A 23,753-nucleotide genomic window follows, 5' to 3' on the forward strand; every position below is an offset into this window, starting at 1 on the left:
TGGATCATCGTAAGGAAGGTCACAACGTTACAAAATGTCTTCTAAGCCATTGAAATTACTGAAAGTAAGTAGAGTGGCCACACCGCGGCATCGAAGCTGAACTTGAGTAAGAATGCTCCAAAATCAACGGGGCGTTTCTCGAGGCTATCAGGCACCGGCGCTATTGAGTGGCCGTAACAATTCGTGAAAGTAGCCGGTCGACTTATCGCTATAACCTCAAAGATGTTGAGGTTGCTCACCCCCGCTCAAGCTGCCGAATTCCTCGCCGTCACTCCGAAGCACCTGCTCGAGCTGACGAACGAAGGCGCTTTGCCCTGGGTGAACATTGGTCTTGAGGGCAAGAGGCCCACCCGACGCTATAAACAAGACGACCTTGCCGAGTTCATTGCAAAGCGGAGCCAAAAAGCATGCCGGTATACCGAAAGCACGGCAAATCAGAATACACCTATGACTTCCAATTTCACGGTCGTCGATTTTCCGGTCCCACGGGCACGAGCAACAAGCGCCAGGCGGAGCGCGTCCTAGAACTCAAGCGGCAGGAAGCGCAAAGCAAGCTGAAGACGGCTGCCAGCTTCACCGCCGAAGGACCAATGACACTCGAGATAGCTGCTTCGCGCTATTGGCTGGAGGTTGGGCAACACCTGGCCAATTCCGGTAACTACTACCGCTTTCTCGGGTGGCTCCTCGATCATTTTGGCAAGCACATCACGTTGGATCGGATCTCGGACTCCTTGGTGGCTGCGATGGTATCGCAGAGGCGCAGCGACGGCGTCAGCAACGCCACGGTCAATCGCACCGCTACAGTTCCTCTCCGCGGTATCATGACCCGTGCGAAGAAGACCTGGAAGGTGCCGGTCGGTGATGTCGACTGGAGCAGGCATATGCTCAAAGAGCCGAAGGAACGCGTTCGTGAAGCGAGCCAAGACGAAGAGAAGCGCCTTCTGAATGCGATGCGCGACGACTACGAGCCCGCTGTTCGCTTTGCTCTCCTGACCGGCTGCCGTCGCATGGAGATCGTCGACCTCACGTGGTCCCGTATTGATTTCTTCGGAAGGATGATCACCGTCACCGGCAAGGGCGATAAGACCAGGGTTCTGCCGATGACAGACGCGGTGCATGCCCTCTTGTGGGCCCTGAAGGACCACCATACGGCGTCTGTCTTCACCTACATTGCCCGGAGAACAAACAAACGTCTCGAACTCGTTAGAGGGACCCGCTACCCGATCACGAAGGAAGGCTTCAAGACTGCTTGGCGACGCTACAGAGACAAATCAGGCGTAGAGAACTTCCGGTTCCACGACACGCGCCATACAGCGGCGACTAGAACCCTTCGCACCGGCAACATGAAGATCGTGCAGAGAATGCTTGGCCACGAGGACATCACCACCACGGCGAAATACGCCCATGCGATGATCGAGGATATGCGTATTGCCATGGAAGCAGCAAGTCACACCGGGAGTCACACCGGATTAGGCAAGAAGGCTTATAACCAACTGAAAAATAGAAAGAAATTGGCGTGAGCAACCTTGACCCCCAGTCAAGTGCGCTACCGGGCTGCGCTACACTCCGGACCGCGCAAAGCCTTATATTTTCGAGAGTTGTGGCGCAAGGGCTAAAACGGCGCATGTGAACGAGCCGAACGAATATCACCTCGCTTGGCGACACCGTGCGGAATCGCGGCGGCTCTGCGGATAGCTGAGAAAGTGGGACGCACCCAAATATCCAGGCAAACGTTCAACAGTGAGCACCAACATCCAACTTGTCGATGAAGCACCAAGGGGATATGGCTCGCGCTCGAGCGACGAGAAAGGATTGGACGTGAACTCCTGCTTTTTTCTTGCGGCTGACGGGGGCTATTTTCCGTATGCATGCTTGACAGCGCGCAGAATATTGGACGTCTCGGCGGCGACGACGCCAGGCTTCATTCTTTACGTTGGCGCAGGCGACGATGACATGCGGGTGGCGCGGCGCCTGCTCAAGGGTCAAGTCGAACTGGTCGACGTTTCGTCGTTCATGGAGAAGGTGAGATCCGGATTTCGCGACAGCGGCATTGCCGCGTTCATTCGACTGTTTGCGGACCAGATACCTGAATTCGAAGCTTATGATCGTATCGCGTACACGGACTGCGACGTGTTGTTCAACCGAGACATTGGCGACTTGACAGGCCAGAAGCTTCAGGCCCCGCTGCTGGCGGCCCACGATGATTATATGTATTTGCTGCCGACCTATCGGCAGAAGCTCTCGATGCAGCCGGGAGCTCCGTACTTCAATTCGGGCGTGCTGCTGTTTGACATGATATCTGTGCGTGCCCAATCGCTTTTGGAGCATACCCGTCAAGTCGCCATTGAGAAAAAGCTGAACGACCAGAACGCGCTAAACATCGCTTTCGAAGGCAAGTGGCAGACGATGCATCCGAACTGGAATTTGATGTCCAACTACACGAAAGAGTATCGATTCTCTCAGGCATACGCCCGGCATTTTTCAGGCAGCAAGCCATGGGGAGGCCAGGTCGGCGTAGAGCTCGACGCCTTGGCGGTCTATCGCGACCTTGCGAAGGACACGCCTTGGCTTCAACGCTTTCGTCAACGCATTCCATTCGAGCGGGGCGTGCTGAAGAGGCTGGGGCGCCGGATCGATGCCGCTCGGGGGCTTCTGCTCAACGATAAGAGAAAAAAACGGCGGGCTTACTATGATGGCCGCAAGACCCACAAGATCTATGCGGAGCAAGCTGATTCCGGGGCCCTGGCCGTCAGTTTCCCAGAAGTACTGGGAGGGTTCGCTTGAGCCGCTACGACGGGCCACAGTCAACGGGCGGGCATTGTAGCATGCAACAGAGATCATGTTTCTTTTTTGCTGCCGACCAAAAATTCTTCCCCTTTGCCTGTCTGGCGGCTCGCCGCGTCCTGGATGTTTCGGCACCGGTCGACGGCTTTATCCTGCACACTGGCATGATCTCCGCCGAAGACCGGTCTGCCGGTGAGCGTTTGCTCGATGGGAGGATCGGCATCATCGACGTGACGAAATTCATGGAGGCGACGAACTTCAACCGTGGAACGCATCCCACCCTTGCGACCTACATCAGGCTGTTTGCCGATCAATTGCCTGAATTCGAGCCATACGACCGCATCGCCTATTCAGACGCCGACGTGCTTTTCAACCGATCGATAGCCGATCTCTGCAACACCCCGCTCAATGCACCGTTGCTGGCGGCTCACGACGAGCAGAGTTACTTCGATGCAAAGTACAGGCAACATCTGCCGATGCAGCCTGGAGCGCCGAAATTCAACGCCGGCGTTCTTCTCTTCAACATGCCCCTGCTCAGGGCTGAGGGGCTTCTGGAGCGCACGCGGCAGCTGGCGTCCGAGCATGTCTACGGAATGGATCAGGGCGCATTGAACGTGGCCTTCGAAGGCCGATGGCAGACGATGCACCCGTTCTGGAACGTGATGACCAACTACAGCAGCCAGATCCCTTTCAGCAGGTGCTATGCGCGGCACTTCGCGTGGGGCAAACCTTGGGAGCCTCGGCCAGCCGGTGTCGAGGTCGACGCCATGGCTGTCTATCGCGACCTGGCGAAAGGCACCCCCTGGGCCGGACGTTTCAGCCGCAGCTGGCCGTTCAAGAGAGGGTTGATGAAGAATTTTGGCCGCAAGTTCGATGCCATCAGCGGCATCTTGTTGAACGACGAGAAGCGCAAACGCAGGGCGCGGTTCGACGCCGAAAAGGTCAGCGCCATCTTTGCCGATCACGCCAACAAATCGATGCTGGCAGTGCGGTATCCCGAGCGGGTGACCGGTATCGCGAGATAGACGAATCGTCGGTTCCGAAGGCGAAGTCATCCGAACTCGGCGGCTTTCCCATCGGTTCGGATTGCGGCCACCGCCCGCAACCCGCGCTGATGCCTGTATTCCAGCGCGATCGCGCCCCAGATTAGGCCGAGCAGCAGGTAGACATGGCGCCAGTGGTCGATGTCGATGAAGGTGCCGAGCCCGATATTGCCGATGAAAGCGACGTAGGCGCAGAGCAGATAGGGCTGCCACGGCCGGTCGCGCAAAAGAATGCGGAAGCCGGCGGCGATCGTCCACAGCGTCAGCGACAGGAACGAGACGAAGCCGAGCCAGCCATAATCCATCAACGTCTTCAGCCAGATGTCGTGCGTGTCTTCGCCGAAAATGGTGCCGAACACCAGCGGGCCGATGCCGAGCGGATGTTCGAGCACCATCTGAAAGCCGATCGTGTAGCGGGCGAAACGGCCAAGGCGCGCCGTGTCGTAGCTCTGTTCGAGCTGGGCGCGGCTGGAAAACATCTCGCCGACGCCGGGCAGCTGCAGGATGACGATCATGGCGACCACCAGCAGGGTGACGGCGGCAATGGTCATGACGATGACGCGCAGCCGGAACTTGCCGCTGTTGCTTTGCAGGAACAGGACGCCGGTGAGCAGGATGGCCGAGACGGCGAACATGCCCCAGGCGCCGCGCGAGAACGAAAAGAAGATGCCGGCGGTGATGATCAGCAGCGGCACCGCCAGAAGCGGCATGCGTGCGATCGACCCGGTCAACAGGAGATAGAGCAGGTAGATGCCGGGCAGCACCAGGAACGGCCCGAACACGTTCGGATCCTGGAAGGCGCCCTGGGCGCGGTCGTATCTGGTGAAGATTTCAGCGCCCGGGAAAGCGTGGAAATAGCCGGCAATGCCGAGCAGCGAGGTCACCACCGCGGAGACGACATAGGCGATGAAGATCAGCCGGTAGAGGCCGGGCTGCACCGCCGTCACCGACGAGAAGAACACCGCGGTGAACGCGAGAAACAGCGAGACGGCGAGATAGAGCGGTGTGTTGGCGAGATCGGCCATCTGCGTCATGGCAATCATGCCGCCGATGTTCATCGTGATCAGCAGCACGAGCAGCGGCACGGCGGCGCGCGATATGCGCAGGCCAAACAGCACCCACACCCCGATCAGCCCGAGCATGAAAAGATCGTAGGGCGCCGGTTCGTCGATGACGAAGCCTGACAGGAAGACGCCGAAAAACACCGCGCCCGAGGATATCAGCGCGATCAGCTTGGCATTGACCGCAGCCTGCGGCACATCATGGGAAATCGCGCTCAATAGGCGTTTTCCGTGTTGAGCAGCCGCAGCGGCGTCATGAGCAGGATGCGCAGATCGAACAGCATCGACCAGTTCTCGATGTAATAGAGGTCGTATTCCGTGCGCATGCGGATCTTCTCATTGGTGTCCATCTCGCCGCGCCAGCCATTGATCTGCGCCCAGCCGGTAACGCCGGGCTTGACCTTGTGGCGGGCGAAATAGCCGTCGACCACCTCGTTGTAGAGAAGGTTGTGCGACTGCGCGGCAATCGCATGCGGGCGCGGACCGACCAGTGACAGCGTGCCGAACAGCGAGTTGAAGAACTGCGGCAGCTCGTCGATCGAGCTCTTGCGGATGAAGCGGCCGACGCGGGTGACGCGCGGATCGTTCTTGGTCACCGTCTGCTTGGCGGTCGGGTCCGAGCGGTCGGTATACATGGAGCGGAATTTGTAGACTTCGACGATCTCGTTGTTGAAGCCGTGCCGCTTCTGCTTGAACAGCACCGGACCCTTGCTGTCGAGCTTGATGGCGATGGCCGTCGCCAGCATCACCGGTGAAAACAGGATGATGCCGATCAGCGAGAAGACGATGTCGAAGGCGCGCTTGGCGACCGAATCCCAGTCGTTGATCGGCCTGTCGAAGATATCGAGCATCGGCACCGAGCCGATGTAGGAATAGGCGCGCGGGCGAAACTGCAAAGCGTTCGAATGCGCCGAGAGCCGGATGTCGACCGGCAGCACCCAGAGCTTCTTCAGCAGCTGCAGCACGCGCGTTTCGGCAGTCAGCGGCAGCGACACGATCAGCATGTCGATGCGCGCGATGCGAGCGAATTCCATCAGCTCCGAAATGGTGCCGAGCTTGGGATAGCCGGCCACGATCGGCGGCGAGCGCTTGTCGCCGCGGTCATCGAAGATGCCGCAGATGCGGATGTCGTTGTCTGGCTGCTTCTCGACCGAGCGGATCAGCATCTCGGCCGCCTTGCCGCCGCCGACGATGACGGCGCGGCGTTCCATGCGGCCGTTGCGCGCCCAGCGCCGGATCAGCTTCGACATCACCAGCCTGAGGCCGAACAGCAGAAGCAGGCCGACGACAAACCAGGTGCCGAACAGCAGACGCGAATAATCCTCCGACATTTTCATGATGAAGGCCGTCAGCGCCATCAGCGCGAAGGTGCCGGCCCAGACCATCAGCACGCGGCCGAGATTGGAGATCGGTCGCATCAAGGCGGAGATCTGGTAGCAATCGCTGACGTCGAGCAGCACCACGGCCACGAATGACGCCGCGGCAATGGTCAGCGGATATTGCCAGGCGAGATAGTTGAAGAAGCCGACAAAGTGGAAGTAGAGCGCGAGCCCCGACAGGAACAGCAAGCCGAATTCGACGATGCGCAATACGCCGCTGACCATGACCGGCGACATCGTATCGCGCCGGTATTGCGAGGCGACCTGGCGGGCAACACTGTTCATGCCGCCGGGCGTGGGGCTCTCGGCAGGACTGTCGAATTTGCGCACCGCATCGGCCGAAAAGCGGCGCGTGGGGTCGGTCTCGTTCATCGGGTTCCCACAAGCTTCCGCGATGACGATAGCAGAAAGAGAGCTAAAAAAACCTTGAGACAACTTGTGGTTTTGGACGGTCGTCTATCTGTTGAGCGCGGCGAAATAGGCCTTTTCGATTTCGGCGGCCATCACATCGGCGCCGAATCGCGCCCTGAGGCTGGCCGTATCGGGCATGGCGCGCCGGTAGGCGTCGAGATCGCGCAGCGCTTCACCCATCTTGTCGCCGAGTTGGCGCGGATCGGGACGGATCAGGGCAGGGGATCCCTCCCCGAAGATTTCGGGAATGCCGCCGACGGCCGTGGCGATCATCGGCCTGCCGGCCGCCAGCGTCTCCAGCACGATATAGGGCATGGCTTCCGCGCGGGAGGGGACGACGACCAGATCGGCCAGCGAAAATGCCTCCCTGGCCGGCATCGGCGGCAAGAAGCGGACCTGTTTTCCGAGGCCCAGCCGTTTCACCTGCGCATGGTAGCGCGGCAGGTCGTCGCCATCGCCGACCATGACCGCGGTCAAGCGGCGCTCTAGCTGGGACCCGGCCAGCACCAGCGCGTCGATGAAAATGTCAGGCCCTTTGAGGTCGCGCATCATGCCGATGTAGAGCAGGTCGGCCGCGTCGGGCTGTGCGACCACCGGTTCGAACTCGGCGGCGCGCAGGCCGTTATAGACCAGCGTGTTCGGGATAGGCGGTTCGCCGACCTTCCTGCGATAGGTGCGCCGCTCATAGTCGGAGACGAACAGCAGGCAGTCGGTGAAGCGCGCCATGAAGCGCTCGATCGCGAAGAACAGCTTCCCGGTCGTCGTCGTTTCATCATAGTGGAGGGAGCCGCCATGCGGCGAATAGAGGCGGGCTACGCGAGACCTAGATACCCGCAACAATGAGCCGAACAGACGGGCATAGGCGCCACCTTTGGCGCCATGTCCGTGCAACACGTCCGGCTGCAATTCCTTGATGATCCTGTAAGTGCGCCAGGCCGAGGCGAAGTCGCCCGGCCCGACATGGCGCTGCATCGGCGTGCGATGGATGCCGAGCGCCAGGCTGTCCTTCATCTGGTCGAACAGGCGTTCCTCGTATTCGCCGCCGGTGGTCGAATCGCAGACGATGCCGACAACATGTCCGGCGGCGAGCTGGGCCTCCGTCAGGTCGCGCACATGCCGGAAGATCCCGCCGACGGGTGAGCGAAAGCAGTGGACGATCCTGAGCTGGTCCGCCACGTTGATGTCAGAACAGGCGTTCGCGAACGTAGACCGTGTCGCCCGGCAGCAGCGGATCGGAGGTAACCACCCGGCCTGTCATCACCTTGCCGTTGATGTCGCGGGTGATGTCGACGCTTTCCTGGTTGGCGCGCGGCGAGAAACCGCCGGCAATCGCGATGGCCTTCTGCACGGTGAGGCCCGGCACGTAGGAATACTGGCCGGCGGCGCCCACTTCGCCCATGACGAAGATCGGCCGGTAGCGATCGATCTCGACCGACACGTCGGGGTCGCGCAGATAGCCTTGGCGCAGTTTGTCGGCGAGCGCTTTTTCCAGCTGCTGGGCCGTGTGGCCGCGCGCCGGCACCGCGCCGACCAGCGGGAAGGACATGTAGCCGGACTGATCGACACTGTAGGTGTTGGTCAGACCGTCCTGTTCGAACACGGTGACGCGGACACGGTCGCCGGCGCCGAGCCGATAGGGCTGGTCGAGTACCTCGTGGAAGGCCGCCGGCGTCGGCCGGTAGCTGGAGCAGCCGGCGAGCATCGACACGGCCAGCAGAGCGCGAAACAGACCAGCAGCGCTTTTCATGATCGGACACACACCTTCGTCGCTATGGCCGCCAGGACACGGCGGCAAACCTTAAGGATCTGGGTTCGTTATCATCCTGTTAGGGTTAATGGCCGGTAAAGGGACGCGGCCGATTTGGCGGCAATCGACAAAAAGCCGTATAGTTTTGCTGGCTTTGTTTACCGGATGTCAGCAAACCCTAACAGCTGCTTACCGCGATCTTAACGGCTGAGTTACCATAGTTGTTTACGCTACCATCTAGCCTCATGTCCGGAGCAGGAATGCATGTCTGACCAGTCCGCGGCCGCAGATGTCGATGTCGACCTGAGACAGCTCTTCGCCAGCCTGGCGCGGAACTGGCTGCGCATTCTTGTGATCACGCTTCTCGTCACTGGTCTCGCCTTCGCGTTCGCGTGGCTTGCCACGCCGCATTATAAGGCCACGACGCAGCTGAAAATCCAGTTGAGCGAATCGGCCTTTACGCGGCCTGCCGGCACCAATGAAGACGACAAACCTGTGCTCGATGCGGAAGGTGTAGCAACCGAGGTTCAGGTCATTTCCTCGTCCGACATTCTCAAGCAGGTGGCTGCCGACCTTAAGCTGGGCGACAAGCCCGAGTTCAACTATGCGCTCGGCATGTCGCCGGTCACCCGGCTCCTGGTCATTGCCGGGCTGAAGAGCGATCCGGAAGAAATTCCGCTCGAAGAGCGCGTGCTGACGAAGATGCGCGACAAGCTCAATGTTTATGGCGTGGAAAAGACCCGCGTCATCGCCGTCGAATTTTCCTCTGAAGATCCCCAGCTTGCCGCTGACATTCCGAACGCCATCGCCAAGGCCTACCTGGCCTATCAGGCGGACGCCAAGACCAAGTCGAACGCCGCCGCGACCGCCTTCCTCGGGCCGGAAATCGACGATCTGCAGAAGCAGGTCAGGGATGCAGAGGCCAAGGTCGCGGCCTTCCGCTCCGCTCAGTCGGACCTGTTGATGGCTGGCAACAATTCGGTGCTGGCGACACAGCAATTGTCCGAACTGTCGAGCGAGCTGTCGCGTGTGCGCGCCAGCCGCGCCTCGGCTGAGGCAACGGCCGAAAGGGTGCGCCAGGCCCTGCAGAATGGCGGTTCGCTGGACGCTGTACCCGAAGTGCTGTCTTCCGATCTGATCCAGCGGCTGCGCGAGCGTCAGATCGAGCTCAGAACCAACATCGCCGATCTTTCCACCACTTTGCTCGACAACCATCCGCGCCTGCGGGCGATGAGGTCGCAGCTAGCCGATCTCGACGGTCAGATCCGCAACGAGGCGCAAAAGATCATGCGCGGGTTGCTGACGCAGGCGCAGACCGCCCAGGCGCGCGAAAACCAGCTGATATCGGACGTCAACAAGCTGAAAGCGGCGTCGTCGCGCGCCGGCGAGGAGCAAGTCCAGCTGGATGCGCTGCAGCGTGAGGCGAACGTCCGGCGCCAGCAGCTTGAATCCTATATGGCGAGCTTCCGCGAAGTGTCCTCGCGCAAAAACTATCTGCCGGTCGATGCCAGCGTGTTTTCCGAGGCGCGCGTGCCGTCGGAACCCTATTTCCCCAAGCTCGTGCCGATCGTCGGCGCCGCCTTCGTCGGCTCGCTGGTTCTGATGTCGGTCATCACGCTGCTGCAGGAGCTGTTTTCGGGCCGCGCCATGCGTCCGGCCCCAGGGGCGCGCTTCGAGCGTATCGAGCAGGTTGCGATGCCGGCAATGTCGGCGCCGGTAGTCGACCCGGAACCGGCTCCTGAGGTCGTGGAAGTGGACGATCAGCCGACGACCATGGAGTCTGAACTGGCGCCAAAGCCCGAGCCGGCTCCTGCAGTGCAGGAGGACGCAGCGATCGCCGGTTCCGAACCGCAAGCCGAACCTGAACCTGTCCGCTCCAGCCTTGGCGAGATCGATGTCGAGAAGGCGGCGGAGAAGCTGATCGCCAGCGGTGCTGCGCGCGCCATCTTCGTCTCGCCCGAAGGCGATGAGGCCGCGGCCTCGGCAGTGCTGGTAGCGCGCGAAGTCTCCGACGCTGGCCTGCGCGTGCTGCTGCTCGATCTCACGGCGTCAGGTGCCGCCTCGCGGCCGATGCTGGACAGCGGACTTTTCCCCGGCATCACCAATCTGCTGGCTTCGGAAGCGCAGTTCAGCGACGTCGTTCACGCTGACCTCTATTCCGACTGCCATGTCGTTCCCGTCGGCACCGCCGATCCGGTTCGCGCCATGCGCGCCGCCGACCGGCTGCCGATCATCATGCAGTCGCTGACCACCGCCTATGATCTGGTCATTGTCGAATGCGGACCGGCCGATGCGCAAGGCATCAGCCGACTGGTCGGCGACAGCACTGAGGTCTTCATGTCCATGCTGCAGGCGGACGATGAGGTGGCGCAGGCCGCCGTCGAGCTGATCGAAAGCGGCTATCCCGACCTCACTCTGGTGACGCCGATCGGCCACGAGACGCCGGGTAACCCCGTGCCGGGACGACGTAGCGCCGCCTGAGACATCAGACAATTCGACTTAGGCGGCGCTACTACGGATCGGCTCGTCCATCGCCCGCCGGCTCCCAAAAAACCAAGCCTGTCAGTCGGCGCCGGGATCTACCCCAACTCCAGGGTCGTCACGCCAAATATTCGGCGCGAGTCGACCTTCGGAGGCGGGCCCTTGTACATGCGCGTGGTGGTGAAGGTCGGCCTGAAACCAATTGCTGAAAGCGCCGCGGTGAAATCGAAATTTTCGGCAGGAACGTCGATATGCAGGTCGACACCTTCGCATGCGGCAGCCAGACTGCCCATGAGCTGCATCGCCGTCTCGGTGTCGTCCGCAAACAGCGGGCCGATCTTGTAACCCGAACGGCAGGGACGAGCCACGGCGTAGCCTATGGTGCCGAGTGAACTGATCGCGGCGAACCCGCAATGCGGCGGCTGCGCCCAGCGGTGCAGGAAGGCTCGTCGAGGCGCGGGGAAACAGCGGGCGTCATAGGCGATGATGTCGGGCACGAGTTGCGTGGTTATCATGCGCACCCCTTCGCTTCGGACGGGCGGGGTCGCGATACGGCCGCTGAAGCGGATGGTTTCGTACGCCGAGCTGAATCCCGTGCGGCGATAATTCGCCAGCTGCGCGGCGACCCCGTCGAGGCCGACCGTTCGGCCGGCCAGCCTGGCCATGCCCGCATTCCAGACTGCTTTGCCATGGCCTTTGCCGCGCATGTCTGGTCGGCAGATGTAGAGACCGATGAAACCGAAGTTGCCGCCATAGGCGACAGCCGAGATGGCGGCGGTCATCTCGTTGTCGACAAAAGCGCCGATGAACCCTTCAGGATCGGTTGGCCGGAACGCGGCGGCATCATCAAGGCCAGGGTTCCAGCCTTCAGCCGCCGCCCAGTCGATGAGAACGGTCAGTTCCGGCGGAGACAATGCGCGGACGGTAGGCTTCATAGCGTTCACTCCGCGGCGACCACCCCCGGCGAGAAGGATTTCAGCACGCCGCGATAGGGCTTGGCCAGCGGACTGGCATAGGAGCCGCGCTTCGAGGTCGACAGGCCCAATGCGATCAGCGCCTCGGCCTGTTTGAGGGCGGCGCCGACGCCGTCGATGACGGGCAGGTCGAACTCTTGCTGCAGCCGGTGTGCCAGGTCGGCCATGCCGGCGCAGCCGAGCACGATGGCCTCGGCGCGGTCTTCCGCTATGGCGCGGGCGATCTCGGCGCGCAGTTTCTCGACAGCGCCGGAAGCAGCGTCTTCAAGCGAGAGTACGGGAATGTCGGCGGCGCGCACGCGGGCACGCCCGGCCATGCCGTAGCGGTGCACCAGCCCCTCGACAGGGACACGCGAGCGTTCGGTGGTCGTCACCACTGTGAAGCGCTGGGCAATGTAGGAGGCGACACTGAGTGCGGCCTCGCAGATGCCGATGACCGGAATAGAGGCCATGGCGCGTGCCGCATCCAGGCCGGTATCGTCGAAGCAGGCGATGATGGCGGCCTGAGCCCCGGCACGTTCGCCGGCGGCGATCTCCATCAAAAGGCCGGGCACGGCCAATGCCTCGTCATAATAGCCCTCGATCGAGGCAGGACCCATCGAGGAGGTGACCGCGATCACCTCGGTCCCGGCGCCGGCAACGGCGCGCGCCGCCGCCGCGATCGTCTCGGTCATGCTCGCCGTCGTGTTGGGGTTCACCACCAGTATCTGCACGATCAAACCCTGGCCCGCTTGCGGCCGACATAGAGGATGGCGCCCAGTGTGGCCAGGATCACCAGGAAGGAGAACACGGTGGTGACCGTGCCCAGCGCATAGAGCACCGGCGTCGTGACATTGGTGGTCATGCCGTAGATCTCGAGCGGCAGCGTGTTGAAGGTGCCCGACGTCATCAGCGTGCGGGCGAACTCGTCATAGGACAGCGTGAAGCCGAACAGGCCGACGCCGATCAGGCTCGGCGCGATCATCGGCAGCACGACATGGGCGAAGGTCTGCCAGGAGTTGGCGCCCAGGTCACGCGCTGCTTCCTCATAGGCGGGCGAGAAGCGGTTGAAGACGGCGAACATGATGAGCACGCCGAAGGGCAAGGTCCAGGTCAGGTGCGCGCCGAAGGCCGATGTGTACCAGGCCGGGCGGAAGCCGACCTGCTGGAAGACGACGCCGATGCCGAGCGAAATGATGATCGAGGGTACGACGAGGCTGGCGACCGCCAGGTAGAACAAAGCGGTGGCGCCACGAAATTTTTGCCGGAAAGCGAGCCCTGCCAACAGCGACACGACGACGGTGACGATCATCACCATGAGGCCGAGCACGAGCGAGCGCTTGAAGCTGCCGCCGAAATCGCCGACCGCCTGGCGCTCGAACAGATTGGCGAACCAGTGCAGCGACATGCCATTGAGCGGGAAGGTGAGGCCGCCGGTCTCGCCTTGGAAAGAAAGGATCAGGATCGCCGACAGCGGGCCATAGAGGAACAGCACGAACAGAGTGAAGAAGACCGCAAGCACATAGAATTCGAGGGTGCGTTTTTCGTGGCTCACCTCAGAGCTCCTTGCGGATATCGACGATGCGCAGGATGCCGGCGACCATCAAGAGCACCAACACCAGCAACACCACGGCATTGGCGGCGGCTGCGGGATACTGCAGCAGCGACATCTGGTTCTTCATCATCAGTGCGACCGACGCGCTCTGGCCGCCCGACATCACCTGCACAGTGGAGAAATCGGCCATCACCAGCGTGACGACGAAGATGGTGCCGATCGCCATGCCGGGCCTGGCCAGCGGGATGACGACGTTCCACAAGACCTGCCAGCCGGACGCGCCGGCATCGCGCGCGGCCTCGACCAGCGAGCGGTCGATGCGCATCAACGTGTTGAAGATCGGCGTTACCATGAACAGCGTGTAGAGATGCACCATGGCCAGCACCACGGCGAATTCCGAATAGAGCAGCCATTCGATGGGTTTTGGCACCAGCCCCAATTGCACCAGCGTCGAGTTGATCAACCCGTTGCGGCCAAGCACCGGGATCCACGAGATCATGCGGATGATGTTGGAGGTCAGGAACGGCACCGTGCAGACAAGGAACAGCACCATCTGCATGGCGGTGGTGCGGATATGGAAGGCGAGGAAATAGGCGACCCAGAAGCCGATGAACAAAGTCAGAGCCCAGACGATGGCAGCGAATTTGATGGTGTTGAGATAGGTCTTCCAGGTGACCCATGATCCCAGCACGTCGGAATAGTTCGTCGTCAGGAAATCCGGATACATGGCGGCGAAGTCGTAGTCCCAGAAGGAGACGACGACGATCATGATGATTGGCAAGAGCAGGAACGCACCGAGGATGACCGCCAGCGGCGCCGATTGCAAATAGGGCGTGACGGCGCCATGGGAGACGCGGCGGCGTCTGGCGGGCTTGGCTGCTGCGATGGCGGGGCGTTCGAGCGCGACTGTCATTGGGAAAATCCTCCGCGTGATCGCGATGACTTGCGATCCTTCGCGCCCCCCTCTGTCCTGCCGGACATCTCCCCCACGAGCGGGGAGATCGAACTCTCATAACGGCCTTCGCCAAACTCCAACGTTGCTAACGAAGAGCCGGCCATGACGCTGCCAATCTCCCCCCAAGTGGGGGAGATGTCCGGCAGGACAGAGGGGGGCGCGAAGGATCGCAACATCACAGTGAACGCGTCCGCTCTACGCCGCGATGAATTCGTTCCAGCGCTTCACCATGTAGCGGTCCTCGTCCATGACCGAGTTCCAGCAGGCGACTTTGCCCATACGCTCTTCGAAAGAGCCGCCGTCGCGCACGGCGCCGGCCTTTTCCATGACGGTGCCGTCCGGCGCCTTGATCTCGCCCTTGGCCGGCTTGCCTTCGATCCAGTAGCCCCATTCGTCCTCGGACATGAACTTCTTGGCCGAGACCATATTGGCGGAATAGTAGCCCTGGCGGTTGAGATAGCCGCCGACCCAGCCCGACGTATACCAGTTGATGTATTCGTAGGCGGCGTCGAGCTCGGCGCCCTTGAGATGGGCGGCAAGGCCAAGGCCGCCGCCCCATGAGCGATAGCCTTCCTTGAGCGGCTGGAAGCGGCATGCGATGCCTTTGGAGCGCACGGCAGCGACGGCCGGCGACCACATAGACTGGATGACCACTTCGCCCGATGCCATCAGGTTGACGCTCTCGTCGAACGACTTCCAGAAGGCGCGGAACTGGCCGGCCTGCTTGGCCTTGATGAGGAAGTCGATCGTCTTGTCGATCTCTTCCTTGGTCATGTTGCCCTTGTCGGCATATTTGATGTTGCCTGTGGCCTCCATGATCATGGCCGCATCCATGATGCCGATGGACGGGATGTTGAGGATCGCGGTCTTGCCCTTGAAGGCCGGGTTCATGATGTCGGCCCAGGTGGTGATGTCGCGGCCGACGAGGTCGGGCCGGATGCCTAGCGTATCGGCGTTGTAGATCGTCGGCACCATGGTGAACCACTTGGTCGGCGCCTTGGCGAAGGTCTTTGAGTCCTGCGCTTCGACATAGCCGACCGTGTGCGGCGCGGTGCCCTGGGCAATGATGCTGTCGGGCGTCAGCTTGCCGGTTTTGAACAACGGCACCAGTTCGTCGTAGTATTTAAGCTTACTGACATCCATCGGCTGCAGCACGCCGCTCGGGAACACCTTCTTGCAGATCCAGTATTCGATGTCGGCGATGTCATAGCTGTCGGGCTGGGTCACGGCGCGCTGGGCGGCCGCGTCCGAATCGGTCGCCGTCATTTCCAGCGTGATGCCGAGGTCGGCCTTGCACTTGTCGGCGATCGCGTTCAGGTTCGACACGCCGGTGCCGAACTGGCGCAGCGTGATGTTGGACTGCGCCCAGATGGTCGGGAAGCCTGTAATGGCGCCCGAGCCTGCGGCGAGGCCGACGGCGGCCGCACCTGTCTTGAGCAACGAACGGCGCGAAATTCCGGTCTTTGTTTCTACTGTTTTTGTCATTCCTATTTCCCTGTTTTTGTTTTGCTTCGTTGAATTCATGAATGAAGGCGGCCGAGGACGATGGCGTCCTCGGAATCCCAGGCGAGCGGTACGGCGTCGCCAAGGGCGACGGGTTTGGCGAAGAAGTCGGAATCGTCGATGATAACGGTGAAATCGTCGATGCCGCCGCCGGTGACCGACAGCTTCACCGTGGCGCCGCGATATTCGATGTTGGAGACGATGCCGGTGAAGCCGAGGCCGGGAGAGGGTGCTTCGCCGATGCGCACATGGTCGGTGCGGATGGCGATGTCGATCGGCGTGCCCACCTCCTGGCCCGCCTCCCGGCCTTGCCCGCGGGCGGCGAGCGAGGCGCCACCATTGACGTCGAAGACGACCATGCCGTCGCGCGCGCCGGTGACCCGGCCGGAGATGACATTGTGGTCGCCCATGAAGCGCGCGACGAAGGCGGTGGCCGGCCTTTCGAACACATCTCGTGGCGGCGCAGCCTGTTCGATGCGGCCGTCATTCATCACCACGATCAGGTCCGCCAATGCCATGGCCTCCTCCTGACTGTGGGTGACGTGGACAAAGGTGATGCCGAGCGAGGTCTGCAATTTCTTCAGCTCGGCGCGCATGCGTATCTTCAGGAACGGGTCGAGTGCCGACAGCGGCTCGTCGAGCAGCAGCGCCTCGGGATCGGTGATCAGAGCGCGGGCGAGTGCAACACGCTGCTGCTGGCCGCCGGAAAGCTGCGCCGGCCGGCGCGTCGCATAGGCCTCCATCTGCATCAGCTTGAGCATGTCGAGCGCCTTGGCACGGCGCTGCTCCTTGTCGACGCCCTTCATCTTCAGGCTGAAGGCGACATTGTCGACAAGGTCGAGATGCGGAAACAGCGCATAGGACTGGAACATCATCGCCGTGCCACGCTTTGCCGGCGGCAGGTCGGTGACGACAATGTTGCCGAGGCGGACATCGCCCGACGAAATGCTTTCGTGGCCGGCGATCATGCGCAGCGTCGAGGTCTTGCCGCAGCCGGAGGGGCCAAGCAGGCAGCAATAGGTGCCTGCCGGTATTTTCAGGCTGATGGCCTCGACGGCAGTCGTCGTTCCGTACACTTTCGAAACGGAGACGATGTCGATCTCGGCGGCTTTGGACATTCAGGCTTCCCCGTTTGGTCGCATTAACCAATGCATTATGCGTGCCAATCGGCGGCAATCGGCCCAAGCGTTTGAATCGACAGCGAAATCGGGGTTCTTGCCCACTGCCTAGCCGGTAGGCTATCTTGTGCATTGCACAAATTATGGGCGATTGTGCGCGATCTGCACAAGAATCGTATGCAATCTTTTTTGGCTTCGTGTCCACTTTGCCTCTCGTGCGCAGGCGACGAGTCGCGCTAGAAGAGGCTGGGAACCATCATCGCCATGAACATTGCCGATCAGATCCATTCCGCCGACAGCGCCAACCAGGATCGCGCCCAGGCGATTCGCGACAATCTGCGGGACGCCATCGTCGACCGTCGGCTGACGCCCGGCACCAAGCTGTCGGAAGGCGAGGTCGGCACGCTGTTCGACGTCTCGCGCACCGTCGCGCGCGCGGCGCTGCAGATGCTGTCCTTCGAGGGGCTGGTGCGTACCGAGCGCAACCGTGGCGCCTTCGTCGCCAACCCTTCGCCCGAGGAAGCGCGCCAGGTGTTCGCATCGCGCCGGCTGATCGAGCCGGGCATAGCCATTGCCGCCTGTGGGCGGGTCACAGCCACCGATATCGCTGCGTTCCGCGCGCAGCTCGACGAGGAAGGCCGCTTCATCGCCGAGCGCGGCCCAACCGCCCGGCGCTCCGAAATCAAGGCGTCGGGCGATTTCCATCTGCTGCTCGCCTCCGTCGCCGGCAATGCCATCCTGCAGCGCTTCATGGAGGAGCTGGTGGCGCGTTCGTCGCTGGTCATCGCCCTTTACGGACGATCCGGCGTGTCGGCCTGCGGACACAGTGAGCACACGGAAATGGTCGGCGCGCTGGAAAGCGGCGATTGCGGGTTGGTGAGCCGGCTGATGCTGCACCATATCGACCACATCGAGGCAGATCTCGACCTGCGGGTCAGGGCCGGCCCGGCGCTCCGCGAAGCGCTGAATTTCTGAACGCTAGTTTTCGTCGTCCGTGGGAGCGGGCGCTGCCTGTCCGGCGGCCTTGCGGCGCAGCATCTTGGTCAGCTTCCAGACCGTCGGGTTGTTCTTGATGAAGGCTTTCGCCCGTGCGCCCTGCCGCAGCGCCGACGCCAGGGCGCGTCCCTTCAGCGTCAGGGGCGCCAGCACCTCGAAATGCTGGGTCTCGATATCGCACCAGAGCCGCTTGTAGGGCTCGTCGCCGACCGAGAAATCATAGACATCGAAGCCTGTTTGGCAGGCTTCCTCGATGATGTCGAAGAAAAGGAAATCGCCGGGGCTGGTGTGGCCGAGATCGTCCTCGGCGATGGCGCCGAATTCGCAGATCAGGCGTTTGCCCGAGCGGCTCGAGCCGGTGATTGCACGCAGCTTGCCGGCCACTTCGAGCCCATGCAGCACAAAGGCCGGTTTCTCCTCGGCCAGCGCGCCGGCGAAGAGGGCACGGAAGAAAGCCCGCACCTCCGGCTCGCCGAAGACATTGGCGATGCCCATCTTGGCGAAGCGGAACTCCTTCATCTCGAAGAAAGCGTCGAGCAGCCGGTTCACGTCTTCGGGTGTCTGCGCCTCGATGCGGCGATGAACGCCGACCGCCTCGAATTTTCGTGTCTGCGAACGGTGCTTCTTGCGCTTGCGCTTGCCGCCCACACGCGACAGCAGCGCATCGAAACCACCGTCGAGATTGACGGCGAGCGACAGGTTTGGGCTCGGAAAGTTGGAGAACGCCACCAGCGGATTGGCAACACCATCGAGGTCGGGCAGAAGCCTTTCCAAGGCAACGAGATCGATGTCGGGACGCGCCTTGCCGATCGCCGTCACCAGCCTGCGGATCCCCCCAGCATCTGCCTTTGCCAGCCATGCCGGATCGGCGGCGGCGAAATTGCCGTTTGCATGGCGCCCGCCCATGAAGCGGGCGACGCGGAATGGACCAGTTCGCGTGATTTCCAGTGCCAGTGCAAAGACCGGCCTGTCCTCGATTGTCAGCGTGGCAATGACGGCATCGGGATTAGCCTGCGCCGTCCAGGCACGAACCCAGTCCGCGCTTTGCGCCGGCGCAAACAGCGCCGAACGGCAGAATTCGCCGTAAGAGGCGAGCGCGGCAGCATCTGCGATCGACACCAACAGACTGGTCTGGTCGGCAGCCGGCGTGCGCGCAGACGCCTTGCTTGCGGCGAGCCGATTGCCGTCAAATGACGCGGTGGCGTCAACCATACCTCAATCCTTAAGGCGTATTCGTCGCGATCAGGAGTTCGCGTCGGCGCGTTCCGTGCTTGGATCGAGCCTAGGCGCAAAAGGTGAATGAATGATCGACGGTGGTGAGGCAGTTCGGAAACTGGCGCTTAATATCGCCCGCTTTACCGGCCTTGCACCGCTGGCCAAGCCGTTTGTCGGCGGCATTGGCGCCATCCTCATGTTGCATCGGGTCACCGCCACGCCGGAGAAGCCGGACGGCGTTAACCGCCACCTCAACATCGCCCCGCGATTCCTCGACGCTCTCGTCGCCGACATGAAGTCGAGGGGCTATGCCTTCGTCACCCTCGACGAGGCGATCGAGCGCATCAAGGCCGGCGGCAAGGACGGCCAGTTCGCCACCATCACCGCCGACGACGCCTATCGCGACAACATGACCGAAGCGCTGCCAGTGCTCGAAAAGCACGACGCGCCGATCACCATCTATGTCGCGCCGGGTCTGATCGACGGCAGCGCCGATTTATGGTGGGACGTGGTCGAGGATATCGTCAACGCGCGGGAGCGTTTGACGCTGGCGACGCCGAAGGGGCCGGTGACCATAGACTGCTCGACCCACGGCAAGAAACTCCACGCCAATGCGCGTCTGCATGCCTATCTGACGCTCGAGGTGCGCGAGGAGGATCAGCGCGCCGTGCTGCGCGATCTGGCGCACTCGAACGGCATCGACCTCGATGGCTTGCGCCCAAGCACGCTGATGACCTGGGACGACATCCGCGCCGTGGCCGGGCACAGGCTGGTGACGATCGGCGCGCATACGGTCAACCACCGCAATCTGAAGCGGCTCGACGAAGGCGATGCGCGCCATGAGATCGTCGACGTCAGGCGCCAACTGCAGGCGCAGCTCGGCGAAGACCCCCGTCATCTCGCTTACCCCTATGGTTACGCCAGCGCTGTCGGCTGCCGCGAAGTGGGCTTTGCCCGCGACGCCGGCTACGCCTCGGCGGTGACCACTCGCCACGGCGTGCTGCACGCCGAGCACGCCGGCTTCCTGCACGCGCTGCCGCGCATTTCGATCAACGGCCGCTACCAGAGCGTCGCCCATATCCGCACCATGTTGTCGGGCTTAACGACGCCGCTGGCCAATGCCGGCAAAATGGTGGTCACCATCTAACCTGGGGCGGGCTCTTCAGCCTTTCGGCGGCGGCTCCAGGATCAGCCATTTGATGATGCCCATCGCAGGCAGCACCCAGAACAGGCCGCTGAACAGGAAGAACAGGAAGTGCACCAGCGGGCTGGATTGCGACAGCTGCGCGACCGCTATGATCGACGCGACCAGCGCATAGATGATGACCAGCGCCACCAGCAGGAAAGTTCCGATCAGCTTTTTCAGGCGGATGGGCATGAGCGTTCTCGTTGATCGCCTCCGCTTAGGCCCAACCGCGCGCCTGTGCAACCCGGGAGATGCGGCGCGACGGCGTGCCGCGCCGTCCGGTCTTGTCAGCCGGGTTGCGATGGTTCACCAATCCGCCACGTCAACCTGCCGGGACCAACCATGGCCGCCATATCAGCCGCCGCGCCTTACATTGACCGCGATCGCGACTTGAAAAATCGGGCGCTGGTGCGCGGCTGGCTGTATGTCGTGCTTCTGGTGCTGTCTGCGCTGGTGCTGGTCGGCGGCGCCACCAGGCTCACCAATTCCGGCCTGTCGATCACCGAGTGGAAGCCGATCCACGGTGTGATACCGCCGCTCAATGACGCGGAGTGGCAGGAGGAATTCCAGCTTTATCAAAAGATTCCGCAATATGCCGAGCTCAACAAGGGCATGAGCCTGGACGCCTTCAAATCGATCTTCTGGTGGGAATGGGCGCACCGCATCCTGGCGCGCAGTGTCGGCCTGGTCTTCGGCCTGCCGTTGCTGGTCTTGTGGGCGACGCGCCGCATCGAGCGCGGCCTTGGGCCAAAGCTGGTCGGTATTCTGCTGCTTGGTGGCCTGCAAGGCGCCATCGGCTGGTGGATGGTGGCCTCCGGCCTGGTCGACCGCGTCTCCGTCAGCCAGTACCGGCTGGCGACGCATTTGACGCTTGCCGCCCTGATCTTCACTGCCACCATGGTGGTCGCGCGCGGGCTGGCGCCGCATTCGGAGCCTGCCGCCGGCCGGTCGACGCAAAGACTGGCCGGTTTCATCGTGCTGCTGGCGCTGGTCCAGATCTATCTCGGCGGGCTGGTCGCAGGGCTCGACGCCGGCCTGAGCTACAACACCTGGCCGCTGATGGACGGCAAGGTGATCCCGTCAGATTTGCTTCTGCTCGAGCCGGCCTGGCGCAACTTGTTCGAGAACCCGAAGACGGTGCAGTTCGTCCACCGACTGGGCGCCTACACGGTCTTTGCCGTCGCGCTCTGGCACATGATCGCGACACGCCGGCGTTTACCAGGCACGACACACGCACGCCGCGCGACGCTGCTGTTTCTGCTGGTGCTGGTCCAGGCCTCGATCGGCATCGGCACGCTGCTGATGCAGGTGCCGCTGCACATGGCGCTGACCCATCAGGCCTTCGCGCTTGTCCTGCTGGGATTTGCCGCCGCCCACTGGCGCGGCACCAAAGGCGCCTATCCACTGCCAACGCGGCCGCCATGAACGCAGGTACATCGTCTACGGTGTCTTGGCCGTCGCAATAATCTATTTCGCGAACGAACTGCCTCGCTACGTCTAACGCGCGAGGCTGCGCCGGTCAGAAGCTGAGCCGCACCTTTCGGATCACTCCCGCAACCGACAGCTCGCGGTTCTCGTCGACCGCATTCTCGTCCTCATGATGCCATGCGGCCGACAGGCAGCCATAGGCGATGGCATGGTCGAGAATGGCAGCCGGCGTCTGGCCCAGTGTCCTGGCGAAGATCTCGGCCATATGCGCGATGCGCTCGGGATCGAGGCAGAGGTCGTCGCGCCCCAGTGGGTTGTAGAACAGATTGGCGGCGTCGAAGCCGGGATCGCCGACCACGCCCTTCGGGTCGATCGCCAGCCAGCCGCGCGCACCGTGCAAAATGTTGTCGTGATGCAGGTCGCCATGCAGCGGCTTGACCGCATGCGGGGCATCGAGCAGCCGGTCCGCGATTTCGGCGGCCTCGATATAGAGGCTGTGCTCTCCGGCGTCGCGATCGGCTCCGGCCTTTTTGAACAGGCTGGCAAACCGTGTCCGCAGCGGCTGCAGGTCCGGCGGGGCAGGGTGTCTTGTGGGCGAGAACAGTCTCCCCATCAACTCGGCCGCGATTGCGGTCGCGGCGTTGTCGCCTTCTTTGGCCAGAACGTCGGAAAGCAGGGTGTCGCCGGCATATTCGAGCAGCATGCGGTGGCCGTCCCGGCCAAGCAGCCGCACCGCGCCTTCGCCGCGCCGCCATGCGAGATAGTGCTCGCCGCGCAACTCGTCCTCGACATCGTCGAATGGTTTGAGCGCCTTGACGATGGCCGGCGAGCCGTCCTCACGCCGCACCTTCCAGATGCGGCTCGAAAACGTCTCCGCAATGAGCTCGGGCGCGCTGATCTTCCAGCGCTTTGGAAATGCAGGCGCGTCCATTCAGAGCGTGATGCCGAAAAGTGTTAAGCGGTTTTCGGGCAACATGCTCTCTCCAACTGAATTAAAGGCCGAGCATCAGATCCATGTTCTGAACGGCAGCACCCGAGGCGCCCTTTCCGAGATTGTCATAGACCGCAATCAGCAGCGCCTGCGCCCGGTCGTCATTGGCAAAGACATAGACCTTCATCCGATTGGTGCCGTTATAGACCTCGGGATTGATCTCGGGCAGGCGCTCCACGTGCTCGTAAGGAGCTACCTCGACCCCGCCGCCCTTGATGGCGGCAAAATGGTCGGCGATTGCAGCGTGCAGTTCGGCGCCGGCCGGCACATGGTCAAGCCCGCCGAGTTGCAGCGGCACCACCGTGATCATGCCTTGGGCGAAATTGCCGACCGCCGGCTGCATGATCGGATCGTGCGACAGCTTCGCATAGGTGCGCAGCTCCGGCACATGCTTGTGCTGCAGGGTCAGCCCATAGACCTGGAATTCAGAGGCATCCTCGCCCTTGGCGACATAGTCCTCGATCATCGGCCGGCCGCCGCCCGAATAGCCCGAAATGCCATTGACGGTGATCGGGAAATCCGCCGGCAGCAGGCCGGCGGCGACCAGCGGCCGCAGTGTCGCGATCGGTCCTTGCGGCCAGCAGCCGGGATTGGCGACGCGTTTTGCATTGGCGATGATCTTGGCCTGGCCCTTTTCCATCTCGGCAAAGCCATATTCCCAGCCCTCGGCTACGCGATGCGCCGTGGAGGCGTCGATCACCTTGGTGGTGTCGTTGGCAATCAGCGATACGCTTTCCTTGGCAGCCGCATCCGGCAGGCACAGGATGGCGACATCGGCTGCATTGAGGAACTCGGCGCGCGCCGCCGTTTCCTTGCGGCGCTCGGCCGGGATCGAGATGATCTCGAGGTCGCCGCGCTCGGCCAGCAGCGCCCGGATCTGCAGGCCGGTGGTGCCGTGTTCGCCGTCGATGAAGATTTTCGGTTTCATGTGCCCGTCAATTCCCTGC

At 62.3% G+C, this 23,753-nt stretch carries 21 protein-coding genes and 1 pseudogene; 8 read left to right on the forward strand and 14 right to left on the reverse strand.

Annotated elements, in window-relative coordinates:
• The first annotated feature begins 222 nt into the window (after window positions 1-222).
• The 4 genes from NKJ77_RS20855 to NKJ77_RS20870 all read left to right on the forward strand — a co-directional run bounded on the left by NKJ77_RS20855 (window position 223) and on the right by NKJ77_RS20870 (window position 3,809).
• Window positions 223-525 (forward strand): helix-turn-helix domain-containing protein, encoded by a 303-nt coding sequence (locus tag NKJ77_RS20855; protein ID WP_352535698.1) that lies wholly within the window; start codon window positions 223-225, stop codon window positions 523-525.
• Window positions 408-1,520: a tyrosine-type recombinase/integrase gene (locus tag NKJ77_RS20860; protein WP_352535699.1), complete on the forward strand. Its 1,113-nt coding sequence runs from the start codon at window positions 408-410 to the stop codon at window positions 1,518-1,520. The genes NKJ77_RS20855 and NKJ77_RS20860 overlap by 118 nt, the downstream gene beginning before the upstream one ends.
• A gap of 220 nt (window positions 1,521-1,740) precedes the next feature.
• Complete coding sequence (locus NKJ77_RS20865; protein WP_352535700.1) at window positions 1,741-2,784, forward strand: glycosyltransferase family 8 protein; 1,044 nt, start codon at window positions 1,741-1,743, stop codon at window positions 2,782-2,784.
• Window positions 2,781-3,809 carry a glycosyltransferase family 8 protein gene (locus NKJ77_RS20870; protein ID WP_155924046.1) on the forward strand — a complete coding sequence of 343 codons (1,029 nt, stop codon included), beginning with the start codon at window positions 2,781-2,783 and terminating at the stop codon, window positions 3,807-3,809. Before NKJ77_RS20865 ends, NKJ77_RS20870 begins: the two co-directional genes overlap by 4 nt.
• A 26-nt stretch (window positions 3,810-3,835) precedes the next feature.
• Here the strand turns inward: NKJ77_RS20870 and NKJ77_RS20875 are convergent, their stop codons facing one another.
• The 4 genes from NKJ77_RS20875 to NKJ77_RS20890 form a co-directional block, all read right to left on the reverse strand.
• Window positions 3,836-5,107 (reverse strand): O-antigen ligase family protein, encoded by a 1,272-nt coding sequence (locus NKJ77_RS20875; protein ID WP_023833090.1) that lies wholly within the window; start codon window positions 5,105-5,107, stop codon window positions 3,836-3,838.
• Complete coding sequence (locus tag NKJ77_RS20880; RefSeq protein WP_023689486.1) at window positions 5,104-6,639, reverse strand: undecaprenyl-phosphate glucose phosphotransferase; 1,536 nt, start codon at window positions 6,637-6,639, stop codon at window positions 5,104-5,106. Before NKJ77_RS20880 ends, NKJ77_RS20875 begins: the two co-directional genes overlap by 4 nt.
• Window positions 6,640-6,723: 84 nt before the next feature.
• Entirely contained in the window at window positions 6,724-7,854 is a 1,131-nt protein-coding gene (locus tag NKJ77_RS20885; protein ID WP_023833091.1) for a glycosyltransferase, read from the reverse strand.
• Window positions 7,855-7,861: 7 nt separating this feature from the next.
• Window positions 7,862-8,425, reverse strand: coding sequence for a polysaccharide biosynthesis/export family protein (locus NKJ77_RS20890; RefSeq protein WP_023669390.1), 564 nt, complete (start codon window positions 8,423-8,425; stop codon window positions 7,862-7,864).
• Between the two features lie 264 nt (window positions 8,426-8,689).
• Between NKJ77_RS20890 and NKJ77_RS20895 the strand changes: the two genes are divergently transcribed.
• Entirely contained in the window at window positions 8,690-10,906 is a 2,217-nt protein-coding gene (locus NKJ77_RS20895; RefSeq protein ID WP_023833092.1) for a GumC family protein, read from the forward strand.
• A 98-nt stretch (window positions 10,907-11,004) separates the two neighbouring features.
• Here the strand turns inward: NKJ77_RS20895 and NKJ77_RS20900 are convergent, their stop codons facing one another.
• The 6 genes and pseudogenes from NKJ77_RS20900 to NKJ77_RS20925 form a co-directional block, all read right to left on the reverse strand.
• Window positions 11,005-11,841: a GNAT family N-acetyltransferase gene (locus NKJ77_RS20900; RefSeq protein WP_023833093.1), complete on the reverse strand. Its 837-nt coding sequence runs from the start codon at window positions 11,839-11,841 to the stop codon at window positions 11,005-11,007.
• Between the two features lie 5 nt (window positions 11,842-11,846).
• Complete coding sequence (locus NKJ77_RS20905; protein ID WP_023682327.1) at window positions 11,847-12,593, reverse strand: aspartate/glutamate racemase family protein; 747 nt, start codon at window positions 12,591-12,593, stop codon at window positions 11,847-11,849.
• A gap of 2 nt (window positions 12,594-12,595) precedes the next feature.
• Window positions 12,596-13,414 carry an ABC transporter permease gene (locus NKJ77_RS20910; RefSeq protein ID WP_023682326.1) on the reverse strand — a complete coding sequence of 273 codons (819 nt, stop codon included), beginning with the start codon at window positions 13,412-13,414 and terminating at the stop codon, window positions 12,596-12,598.
• Window position 13,415: 1 nt separating this feature from the next.
• Window positions 13,416-14,243: pseudogene (locus NKJ77_RS20915) on the reverse strand (ABC transporter permease); the annotation flags it as partial.
• 321 nt (window positions 14,244-14,564) lie between these two features.
• The gene (locus NKJ77_RS20920) at window positions 14,565-15,854 is read right to left on the reverse strand and encodes an ABC transporter substrate-binding protein (RefSeq protein WP_023833094.1); all 1,290 of its coding nucleotides are present in this window, start codon (window positions 15,852-15,854) and stop codon (window positions 14,565-14,567) included.
• Between the two features lie 35 nt (window positions 15,855-15,889).
• Window positions 15,890-16,990 (reverse strand): ABC transporter ATP-binding protein, encoded by a 1,101-nt coding sequence (locus NKJ77_RS20925; RefSeq protein ID WP_023689478.1) that lies wholly within the window; start codon window positions 16,988-16,990, stop codon window positions 15,890-15,892.
• A 264-nt stretch (window positions 16,991-17,254) separates the two neighbouring features.
• Here NKJ77_RS20925 and NKJ77_RS20930 point away from each other — a divergent pair, with 264 nt between their 5' ends.
• Window positions 17,255-17,965 (forward strand): GntR family transcriptional regulator, encoded by a 711-nt coding sequence (locus NKJ77_RS20930; protein ID WP_023669398.1) that lies wholly within the window; start codon window positions 17,255-17,257, stop codon window positions 17,963-17,965.
• 3 nt (window positions 17,966-17,968) lie between these two features.
• Here the strand turns inward: NKJ77_RS20930 and NKJ77_RS20935 are convergent, their stop codons facing one another.
• A complete protein-coding gene (locus tag NKJ77_RS20935; protein ID WP_023833095.1) occupies window positions 17,969-19,198 on the reverse strand; it encodes a GNAT family N-acetyltransferase in 1,230 nt (409 codons plus the stop codon).
• A 91-nt stretch (window positions 19,199-19,289) separates the two neighbouring features.
• Between NKJ77_RS20935 and NKJ77_RS20940 the strand changes: the two genes are divergently transcribed.
• Window positions 19,290-20,348, forward strand: coding sequence for a polysaccharide deacetylase family protein (locus NKJ77_RS20940; RefSeq protein ID WP_023669400.1), 1,059 nt, complete (start codon window positions 19,290-19,292; stop codon window positions 20,346-20,348).
• Window positions 20,349-20,363: 15 nt separating this feature from the next.
• Here NKJ77_RS20940 and NKJ77_RS20945 read toward each other — a convergent pair whose 3' ends face one another.
• Window positions 20,364-20,579 carry a DUF2842 domain-containing protein gene (locus NKJ77_RS20945; RefSeq protein WP_023669401.1) on the reverse strand — a complete coding sequence of 72 codons (216 nt, stop codon included), beginning with the start codon at window positions 20,577-20,579 and terminating at the stop codon, window positions 20,364-20,366.
• Between the two features lie 150 nt (window positions 20,580-20,729).
• Between NKJ77_RS20945 and NKJ77_RS20950 the strand changes: the two genes are divergently transcribed.
• The gene (locus NKJ77_RS20950) at window positions 20,730-21,812 is read left to right on the forward strand and encodes a COX15/CtaA family protein (protein ID WP_023833096.1); all 1,083 of its coding nucleotides are present in this window, start codon (window positions 20,730-20,732) and stop codon (window positions 21,810-21,812) included.
• A gap of 94 nt (window positions 21,813-21,906) precedes the next feature.
• On the opposite strand, the gene NKJ77_RS20955 is transcribed toward NKJ77_RS20950, so the two are convergent.
• Together NKJ77_RS20955 and argC are read right to left on the reverse strand one after the other, a co-directional pair.
• Window positions 21,907-22,746, reverse strand: a complete 840-nt coding sequence (locus NKJ77_RS20955; protein ID WP_023739331.1) for an aminoglycoside phosphotransferase family protein — start codon at window positions 22,744-22,746, stop codon at window positions 21,907-21,909.
• A gap of 61 nt (window positions 22,747-22,807) precedes the next feature.
• Entirely contained in the window at window positions 22,808-23,734 is a 927-nt protein-coding gene (argC, locus tag NKJ77_RS20960) for an N-acetyl-gamma-glutamyl-phosphate reductase (RefSeq protein ID WP_023831020.1), read from the reverse strand.
• Window positions 23,735-23,753 lie beyond the last annotated feature (19 nt).

It is taken from the genome of Mesorhizobium sp. M0052 (assembly GCF_040323255.1).
Classification (GTDB): Bacteria; Pseudomonadota; Alphaproteobacteria; order Rhizobiales; family Rhizobiaceae; genus Mesorhizobium.